This window comes from Falsiroseomonas oryzae (assembly GCF_027856955.1).
Classification (GTDB): domain Bacteria; phylum Pseudomonadota; class Alphaproteobacteria; order Acetobacterales; family Acetobacteraceae; genus Falsiroseomonas; species Falsiroseomonas oryzae.
On the sequence record NZ_JAPSMD010000678.1, the window covers coordinates 1 to 2,028 of the forward strand.

At 72.1% G+C, this 2,028-nt stretch carries 2 protein-coding genes; both read right to left on the bottom strand.

Annotated elements, in window-relative coordinates; genetic code table 11:
* On the bottom strand, positions 1–337 hold a 337-nt coding region (locus OZN99_RS30505; RefSeq protein ID WP_270938964.1), incomplete at its 3' end, for a hypothetical protein.
* A gap of 181 nt (positions 338–518) precedes the next feature.
* Complete coding sequence (locus OZN99_RS30510) at positions 519–1,886, bottom strand: flagellar hook protein FlgE (RefSeq protein ID WP_270938965.1); 1,368 nt, start codon at positions 1,884–1,886, stop codon at positions 519–521.
* Between the last annotated feature and the right edge of the window lie 142 nt (positions 1,887–2,028).

The window sequence follows — 2,028 nt, forward strand, 5'->3', positions numbered from 1 at the left end:
GCAGGCCGGAGAGCCGCCCGCCCAGGCTGTCGCCATCCCCCGGCCGGCCATGCGCGTTCTCCACCGTGCCGAGCAGCTTCGTCCGCAGCGCCGCCGCGGCTGCGTCGCCGCGCGCGCGCATCTCGGCCGCCTGCAGCGCCAGGTCCACGTCGCGCGTGGCCGGCTGCGCCCGCACGCCGATGCCCGTCCCGCCGACCGAAAGCGATTCGCCCTGCAGGATCTTGCGCGTATGGCCTTCGCTGCCGGCCTTCGCGATGTCGTCCGCCGTCCGCGCCATCTGCCGGTCGAGCAGCCTCAGGCCGGACCGCGCGACGGTGAGGGCAAGGTCAAGCGTCATCCCAGCTTCCTGCTACCCGGACCAGCACTGACGGCCGGCCACCGGCCGGCCGAGGCCGCGAACGCGGCCCGCGCCCAGACCGACAGCGCGGCTGGCGCGCCCTTGGCCGGGGCGCAGCCAAGGCCGCGGATGCGGCCGCCCGGCGCTTGAGGGCACCACGAAGACTCCCATCAACATGCGCCTACCGGCGCATGTTGATGGTGTCCTGCAGCATCTCGTCGGATGCCGTGACGATGCGCGTGTTCGCCGTGTAGGCGCGCTGCGCCAGGATCAGCTTCGAGAACTCGGTCGCGATGTCCACGTTGCTGCGCTCCACCGAACCGGTGACCAGCTTGCCCACGCCATTGGAGGCCGCGTCCGTCACCCGCGCCTCGCCGCTCTCCACCGTGCGCATGAAGGCCTGGCCGTCCAGGCGCTGCAGCTTGTCGGGGTCGTTGAAGGCCACCACCGGCACGCGAGCGACGATGCGCGTCTGGCCGTTGTCGTAGTTCACGGCGACGTCGCCATTCTCCCGCACGGTCACGCCGGAGAAGGCGCCGAGCGGCACGCCGTCCTGGCTCAGGTCGCGCACGCCGTATTCGGTGCCGGCGTAGTTGGTGAGCCCGGTCGGCACGCCGAAGCCGCCCAGGCGCAGGCTGACATTCTGCGCGCCGAAGCCGTAATCCGCGGTGAAGCCCAGGGAGGCGGGATCGCCCGCAGCGATCGGCGCCGGCACGGTGCCCGTCACGTTGGCCAGCGGCACGATCGAGGAGATGGTGCCGGGCGGCGCGGTGACGGGCGGCGGACCGGCGGCGATGGTGCCGCCGAAGTTCACGTCCACGAAGCGCCCGCCAGCCGGCGCCAGCGTATCGCCCGCAGGGTCAATGCGCAGGCGCCAGGTGTCGTCGTCCAGCTTCCACCAGTCCAGCGTCACCTGCCGCTGGTTGCCCAGCGCGTCGAAGATCTGGATGACGCTGCTGACCGGCTGCTCGGCCGGCGCCCAGGGGGCGGCGGCCGGCACGGCGGCCACCTGCGGCACGTTGAAGGGCAGGTTCGCGGCCAAGTCGATGCGACTGGTCGGCACCGGGTTGTAGACGAGTTCGCTGATGCGGATGGGGGAGAGCGTGGTGCGGTCCGGCTCGCCGTTCTGCAGCATGCGCCAGCCTTCCAGGTAGTAGCCCGCGCCGTTCACCATGTAGCCGTCGCGGTCGGTGGCGAAGTCGCCGGCGCGGGTGAAGAACTGCCGCTCGTCGAACACCACGTCGTCGCCCTGCCCGCCGCGCGCCTGCGCGACGGAGAAGAAGCCCTGGCCCGCGATCGCCATGGCCAGCGGGTTCTCCACCTGCTCGATCGTGCCCTGCACGGTGTTGGTGTAGTCCGGGCGCGCCTCCACCGAGCCGGGCATGTGCAGCCGCAGGGTGGATCGCGTCAGCCAGCTGGTGAAGTTGGTGTCCACGCGCTTGAAGCCGACCGTCTGGCTGTTGGCGACGTTGTCGGAGACGTTGCCGAGCGCGCGCGACTGCGCGGTCAGCCCGCTGATCGCGGTGGTCATCGAGCCGAGCAGCGACATCGCTTCGGGTTCCTCGCGGCTGGTGTGTCGAGCGACGCTGGCGCAAGCCGCGTGCCATGCCGCAGCGGGCTGGATGCGGCGGCCCCTGCCGCGCGCCCGGCAGCTTCTGCCGGGTTGCGGCGCGATGCTGCCGGGCGGCGCG

What these genes read in the sequence shown, in the direction of transcription:
- OZN99_RS30510 (WP_270938965.1), bottom strand. Translation starts at nt 1,886, where the DNA reads ATGTCGCTGCTCGGCTCGATGACCACCGCGATCAGCGGGCTGACCGCG.